Here is a 7079-nt window from a genome sequence, read left to right on the forward strand (position 1 = left end):
TGGGCGGGGCCGACCCGGAGGAAGCCGCCCGGCACGGCCACGCCGCCGCCGCCCTCACCGTCGAGAGTCCGCACACCGTCTCCCCCACCCTCACGCCCGCCGCCGTGCGTTCGCGGCTCGGGCGCCCGCAGCCCTGAAGCCCCCGCTTCCCATCCCAGCTCAAGCACTCGAGCCAGCTCAGGCCCTCAGCCCAGCTCAACCCCCGCCTCTCACCCCCCAAGGAGTCCCCATGCCTACCCCTGCCCCCCTCCGCCCCGAAGTCGCCGCCCTGACCGACCTGCACCCCGAGGTCGCCGACGCGCTCGCGGGCGGTCAGGCGGTCGTCGCCCTGGAAAGCACCATCATCAGCCACGGGATGCCCTACCCCCAGAACGTCGAGATGGCGCGGGGCGTGGAGGCCGTCGTGCGCGAACACGGGGCCATTCCCGCGACCATCGCGGTGCTGGGCGGGCGGCTCAAGGTGGGCCTGACGCCCGACGAGCTGGAGTTGCTCGCCACCGACAGGAACGTGCAGAAGATCAGCACCCGTGACCTCCCCGTCACGGTGGCGCTCGGACGGCACGGGGCGACCACGGTGGCCTCGACCATGCGGATCGCCTCCCTGGCGGGCATCCGGGTCTTTGCCACCGGGGGCACAGGCGGCGTGCACCGGGGCGCGGGCGAGACGATGGACATCAGCGCCGACCTCACCGAACTCGCCCGCACCGACGTGTGCGTGGTGAGCGCCGGGGTGAAGAGCATCCTCGACATCGGTCTCACGCTGGAGGTCCTCGAAACCCAGGGCGTGCCCGCGATCACGCTGGGCAGCGAGGAATTCCCCGCCTTCTACTCGCGCCGCAGCGGCTTCGCCTCCCCGCTGACCGTCGCCTCGGAAGCCGAGGCCGCCCGCGTGCTGCACGCCAAGTGGTCGCTGGGGCTGACGGGCGGCGTCATGCTCGCCAACCCCATCCCGGAGGAGGCGGAGATTCCCGCCGGGGAAATCACCGGGCACATCGAGCAGGCGCTCTCGGACATGGCCGCCCTGGGGCTGACGGGCAAGGAGACCACGCCCTACCTGCTGGGCCGCATCGTGGAGATCACCGGGGGCCGCAGCCTCGCGGCCAACATCGCGCTGGTGCGCCACAACGCGGCGGTGGCTGCACGGGTGGCCTCGGCCTACGCGGCGCTGCAGGAATAGACCGTCGTTCTTCTTCCCCCTTGCGACGCTTGACGTGTATTGGAGAGGTCAGGGGCTCAGACAGACTCTTTTTCCCTCCCTCCTTGTGCGCTGGGTGACGCAGATATCTAGCTTATGAAGCTACGTGAGTCAATGCGCACGGCGTTTTTAGCTCCTCCCCCCTTGCGGGGGAGGTCGGGAGGGGGGTGGACGGCGAAGCCGTCCCATGCTGGAGTCACCCTTCCGCGCCGGTCTACCGCGCACCCTTTCCACCCCCTCCCCCGCAGGCCGCGCCCGGACCCTTCCCGGCGCGGCCTCCCTGCTGGTCACCCTCCTGTCTCCTCCTCAGGAACGCGCCGCAATCCGCCCCGGAGGGGGGTGGTACGCTCGGAGGCGGTATGGACGCATATGACGTGATGGTGATTGGNGGAACGCGCCGCAATCCGCCCCGGAGGGGGGTGGTACGCTCGGAGGCGGTATGGACGCATATGACGTGATGGTGATTGGTGGCGGCCCCGCCGGGTACGTGGCGGCGATCCGGGCCGCGCAGCTCGGCTTCCGGGTGGCCTGCGTGGACGCCTTCGAGCGCGGGGGCAAGGCCAGCCTCGGCGGCACCTGCCTCAACGTGGGCTGCATTCCCAGCAAGGCGATGCTGGATTCCAGCGAACGCTTCGAGATGATTCGCGAGGGCGCCGCCGAGCACGGCATTCAGGTGGACGGCGTCCGCGTGGACCTGGGCAAGATGCTGGGCCGCAAGGAAGGCGTCGTGGACAAGCTGACGGGGGGCATCGCCTACCTGTTCAAGAAGAACAAGGTCACCTCGTTTCACGGCCTGGGCCGACTGGTCCGCCAGGACGAGGGCGGCTGGGTCGTGGCTGTTTCCGAAAGTGGGGGCGCGGGGACCGAAGTCGTCGCCCGGCACGTCATCGTGGCGACGGGCAGCAGCCCCCGCGAACTGCCGCTGGCGCCCTTCGGCGGGCACGTGGTGGAGAACAGCGGCGCACTGGCCTTCACGGAAGTGCCGCAGCAGCTCGGCGTGATCGGCGCGGGCGTGATCGGGGTGGAGCTGGGCAGCGTGTGGCGCCGCCTGGGGGCGCAGGTGACCATCCTGGAGGCCCTGCCCGGCTTCCTGATGGCCGCCGACGACGCCGTGAGCAAGGAGGCCCTCAAGCAGTTCCAGAAGCAGGGGCTGGAGTTCCACTTCGGTGTGAACATCAGCGCCGTGAGGCAGGACGACTCCGGCGTGACGGTCACCTACACCGGGAAGGAGGGGGAAGTGACCGCCCGCTTCGACAAGCTGATCGTGTCCATCGGGCGCGTGCCGCACACGGCGGGCCTGGGGGCCGAGGCGGTCGGGCTGGAACTCGACGAGCGCGGCTTCGTGAAGGTGGACGGGCACTACCGCACCAACCTCCCCGGCGTGTACGCCATCGGCGACGTGATCGGCGGCGCGATGCTGGCCCACAAGGCGGAGGAGGAGGGCGTGGCCCTTGCCGAGACCCTCGCCGGGCAGGCCGGACACGTCAACTACGACGTGATCCCCTGGGTGATCTACACCTCGCCCGAGATCGCCTGGGCGGGCCTGACCGAGAAGCAGGCGGGGGAGAAGGGCCACAGGGTCAAGGCGGGGCAGTTCCCCTTCAGCGCCAACGGCCGCGCCCTGGGCCACGGTGATCCGCGCGGCTTCGTGAAGGTCGTCGCCGATGCCGACACCGACAAGATTCTGGGCGTCCACATGGTCGGCCCCAACGTCTCCGAGCTGATCGGGGAAACGGTCGCCATCATGGAGTTCGGCGGCAGCACCGAGGACCTTGCCCGCACCGTGCATGCCCACCCCACCCTCTCGGAAGTGGTCAAGGAAGCGGCGCTGGCCGCCGACAAACGCGCCCTGCACATGTGAGGGACTCTGGGGGCGCGGTGCAGGCTGCGCCCCCTGTTGACGAACCTGCCCCTGACCGGTATTCTTCCGTGCGTGCCGGAAACGGCGCCCCTTGAAAGGCAGCTCGCCCAGGCCCAGCGCCGGGAGCAAACTGAAGTGGTGTGGCCCCATCGTCTAACGGTTAGGACACTACCCTTTCAAGGTAGCGATACGGGTTCGAATCCCGTTGGGGTCACCACGACCAGAAGCCTCCGCCCCGGCGGGGGTTTTTGTTGTGTTCCTGCGCCGCACCGGGCCGCGCTCTGTTTTTCCTCAAGTCGGCGCCGGGGGGCCGCGTGGCATGATGCGGGCAATGAAAGCGATCATTCCCGCCGCTGGCCTGGGCACCCGTCTGCGTCCCCTGACCTATACCCGCCCCAAGCCGGTGCTGCCGGTGGCGGGGGCGCCCATCATCGTCCATGCCCTGCGGACCCTGCTGGCCGCCGGAATCCAAGAGGTCGGCATCATCGTCTCGGACGCCACCCGCGCCGAGATCGAGCTGACGCTGGAGCAGGCCCCCGGCGCCCAGGTCACCCTGATCGACCAGCACCGGCAGCTCGGGCTGGGGCACGCCGTCCTGACCGCCCGCGAGTGGGTCGGGGAGGATAATTTCTGCGTGTATCTGGGCGACAACCTCTTCGAACACGGGGTGCGGCCCTACATCGAGCGTTTCGAGCAGGAGCGGCCCGCCGCCGTGATCGCCCTGGTGGAGGTGGCCGACCCCACCGCCTTCGGGGTGGCCGAACTCGACGGCGACCGCATCGTCCGGCTGGTCGAGAAGCCCAAGGACCCGCCCAGCAACATGGCGGTGGCGGGGCTGTACTGCTTTACCCCGCAGGTGTTCGGGGTGCTGGACGGCATGCCCGCCTCGGCGCGGGGCGAGTACGAGATCACCGACGCCATCCAGGGCCTCGTGGAGCGCGGCGAGCGGGTGCTGGGGCAGCGGGTGGAGGGCTGGTGGAAGGACACCGGGCGCCCCGCCGACCTGCTGGATGCCAACCGGCTGCTGCTCGAGCAGATCACCGCCGACGTGCAGGGCGAGGTGGAGGACTCGCGCCTGACCGGGCGGGTCATCGTGCCCGCCTCGGCGCGGGTGATCCGCAGCAAGATCGTGGGGCCGGTGCTGCTGGGCGAGGGCGTGGTCGTGGAGGACGCCTACATCGGCCCCTTCACCAGCGTGGGCAAGGGCAGCGTGATCCGGCGGGCCGAGGTCGAGCACAGCGTGGTGGACGCCGAGGCCCGCATCGAGGACGTCGACACCCGCCTGCAAGACTGCCTGATCGGGGTGCGGGCGCAGGTGCGCGGCGGGCGCACGGTGCCCCGCACCCACAAGCTGACCCTCTCGGACGCCAGCATCGTCGAACTGGCCTGATCCGCCTGGCCCGCGACCGTGCCCCGCCCCCCGTCCTGCGGTGAGGGCGGGCCTATCATGGTCCGATGAGCGACACACCCCGTATTCATCTGGGGACCCTGCTGCGCCGCGAAACCGACGCGCATGCCGAGGGTCAACTTGACCACCTCACCTACGAGCAGGGCGGCGAGGAGCACCGGCTGACCTTTGCCGAACCTGCCGCCTACGAGATCGACGTCAACGCGCTGGGCGGCGGCGAGATGTACCTTCAGGGGGAGTTCTCGCCCACGCTGGTCATGGAGTGCGCCCGCTGCCTGCGCGACGTACCCGTGCCGCTGGAACTGCAGCTCGGGACCCTGCTGCGCTACGACCCCGCCGTGACCCTTCCGCACCTCGAGGAAGCCGAGAGCGGCGAGGACGTGCTGGTCTTCGGGGATACCGACCTCGACCTCAGCGCCTACCTCGCGGAGACGGCGCTGCTGGCCGCCCCGCTGAGTGCCCTGCACGCGCCCGACTGCCTGGGGCTGTGCCAGGTGTGCGGCCACGACCTCAACGAGGGTCCCTGCGAACACAGCGCCCGCGTGCCCGTCGAGGAGATCGACGCCCTGCTGGGCATCCCGGAGGGCACCGTCCACGCCAAGCAGACCCCCTTCGCCGGGCTGCGCGACCTGAAGCTGCCCGGAGACGACGAGTGACCCAGGAGGGGGCCCCCGGCCTTACCCACTTCCGGGACGGCGAGCCGCGCATGGTGGACGTGAGCGCCAAGACGCCCACCGCCCGCACCGCGACCGCCGAGGGCTGGGTGCGCCTGACCCCGGAAGCCCGCACCGCGCTGGAGGCAGGCCGCACGCCCAAGGGCGACCCCCTCACGGTGGCGCGGCTGGCCGGGCTGGCGGGCAGCAAGCGCACCGCCGATCTCGTGCTGCTGTGCCACCCCATCCCGGTGACCGGGGCGGAGGTCACGGTCACCCTGGAGCCGGAGGGCGTGCGGATCGTGGCCACCGTCCGCACCACGGCCCCGACCGGCGTGGAGATGGAAGCCCTGACCGCCGTGACGGTGGCGGCCCTGAACGTCTACGACATGCTCAAGGCCAGCAGCAAGGCCCTGACCATCGAGGACGTGCGGCTGCTGCACAAGGCGGGCGGCAAGAGCGGCGACTACCACGCGCCTGATGCGGGCACTGGCCCTGGTCCGGGAGCTGGCCTTGATGCGGGAACTGGAATGGGCCGACCCGCGTAACAGGAACCGTATGGGGACGGGAGAGCACGGGGCTTGGCTGGATCTGCTGCGCCGCGAGGCCGACGGTGAACTGACCGGGGCCGAGCGGGCGCGGGTCGCCGCGCTGTCGCAGGACCCCGCCTTCGGGCGCCTGCGCCGGGACCTCACCCGCGCCGAGCAGCTCCTGCGCGGGCTGGAGCCACCCCATCCTCCCCGTTCCCTGGCGCCCGAACTCGCCTCGGAGATCGCCTGGAGCGCCCACCTGAGCGCCGCCCCCCTGCCCCGCCCACCCCAGCCGGTCGCCGCCGGGATCGCGCGGGAGGTGGCATTCGCGGCCCGGCTGGGCACCCTTTCCCCTCCTTCCCCACCGCCGCGCTCCGTTGCCTATGCCGTGGCGACCGAGGTGGCCTGGAGCGCGGCCCTGCGGTCGGCTCCGGTCCTTCCCGGTTCGCTGGCCGCCGCCGTGACGGCCCGGATCGGCGCGGACGTACGGGGGGTGGGGTCTGCCTCCTCCCCACCCCCCCGGCCGCACAACCCCGCCCCCACCCTGCTGGTGGGGGGACTGCTGGTGGGCCTGACGCTGCTGGGACTCACCGAGGCGTGGCCGGGCCTCGCGGCGGGGGCCGACGTGCTTCAGGGCCTCGTCGCGGGGCTCTCGCCGCTGGTCGGGCTGGGACTGGGGCTGCTGCTGCTGGTCAGCGCCCTGGTCGTCTGGCAGCCCACGCCCGCCGTGCAGCGGCTGGGAACCGCCGGGTTCGTGCTCTCGGCGGCGCTGACCCTGCCACCGCTCTACCAGGCGGCACAGCACAGCGGCATCACCCTGGGTCAGACCCGGACGGTGCAGGGGCCGGTGGCGGGCAACGTGATCGTGGTGGGGGGCGACGTGCAGCTGCTCGCCGGGGCGCGGGTGAGCGGTGAGGTCGTGACCCTCTTCGGGGACGTGCAGCGGGCCCCCGGTGCCCAGGTGCGCGGTCAGGTGCATGCCCTGCTGGGCCGCGCCCCGGGCGACGCGACGGCGCAGCAGACCCCGCCTCCCACCGGACTGGGGCTGGCGACCGCCTCGGCCTTCCGGCCGCTGCTGGGCTGGCTGAACGGAGCCGCCTGGGCGCCCATCTTCCTGACCCTGACGGCGAGCGCCCTGGGGCTGCTGTTCGTGACGGGCGCCGCGCCCCTGCTGGCCCGGCGGCAGCGGCACGCCCCGCTCCGCACCCTCGCCCTGGGCGTGCTGGCCCTGGCCACCCTGATCGGCCCCGCCCTGGCGCTGGCGCTCAGCGGGCTGCTGGTGCCGGGACTCTTTGCTGTCGCGGCGGCCTTCTTGCTGGTCGCCACCGGCCTGAGCGTCAGCGCCTACGACGCCGGGCGCGTGGTGGCCTGCCGCCTGGGACTCCCCCGGCCAGACGCCGTGGGCAGCCTGCTGGGGCTGGGGGGCGTCGCG

At 71.8% G+C, this 7079-nt stretch carries 6 protein-coding genes, 1 tRNA gene and 1 pseudogene; all 8 read left to right on the forward strand.

Annotated elements, in window-relative coordinates; genetic code table 11:
• Positions 1-137: pseudogene (locus tag QOL99_RS13525) on the forward strand (carbohydrate kinase); the annotation flags it as partial.
• Between the two features lie 92 nt (positions 138-229).
• Positions 230-1177: a pseudouridine-5'-phosphate glycosidase gene (locus QOL99_RS13530; protein ID WP_285524579.1), complete on the forward strand. Its 948-nt coding sequence runs from the start codon at positions 230-232 to the stop codon at positions 1175-1177.
• A 457-nt stretch (positions 1178-1634) separates the two neighbouring features.
• Positions 1635-3056 carry a dihydrolipoyl dehydrogenase gene (gene lpdA, locus QOL99_RS13535; RefSeq protein ID WP_285524582.1) on the forward strand — a complete coding sequence of 474 codons (1422 nt, stop codon included), beginning with the start codon at positions 1635-1637 and terminating at the stop codon, positions 3054-3056.
• Between the two features lie 142 nt (positions 3057-3198).
• Positions 3199-3273: transfer RNA gene (locus QOL99_RS13540), tRNA-Glu, on the forward strand.
• A 114-nt stretch (positions 3274-3387) separates the two neighbouring features.
• Positions 3388-4446, forward strand: coding sequence for a glucose-1-phosphate thymidylyltransferase (locus QOL99_RS13545; RefSeq protein WP_285524584.1), 1059 nt, complete (start codon positions 3388-3390; stop codon positions 4444-4446).
• Between the two features lie 65 nt (positions 4447-4511).
• On the forward strand, positions 4512-5120 hold the full coding sequence (locus tag QOL99_RS13550; protein ID WP_285524586.1) for a YceD family protein: 609 nt from the start codon (positions 4512-4514) through the stop codon (positions 5118-5120).
• Complete coding sequence (gene moaC, locus QOL99_RS13555) at positions 5117-5665, forward strand: cyclic pyranopterin monophosphate synthase MoaC (RefSeq protein WP_285524587.1); 549 nt, start codon at positions 5117-5119, stop codon at positions 5663-5665. Before QOL99_RS13550 ends, moaC begins: the two co-directional genes overlap by 4 nt.
• A partial coding sequence (locus tag QOL99_RS13560) for a polymer-forming cytoskeletal protein (protein ID WP_285524588.1) occupies positions 5598-7079 on the forward strand: 1482 nt, incomplete at its 3' end. The genes moaC and QOL99_RS13560, both read left to right, overlap by 68 nt.

Origin of the sequence: Deinococcus rhizophilus (assembly GCF_030271215.1) — a bacterium.
Taxonomy (GTDB): Bacteria; Deinococcota; Deinococci; order Deinococcales; family Deinococcaceae; genus Deinococcus; species Deinococcus rhizophilus.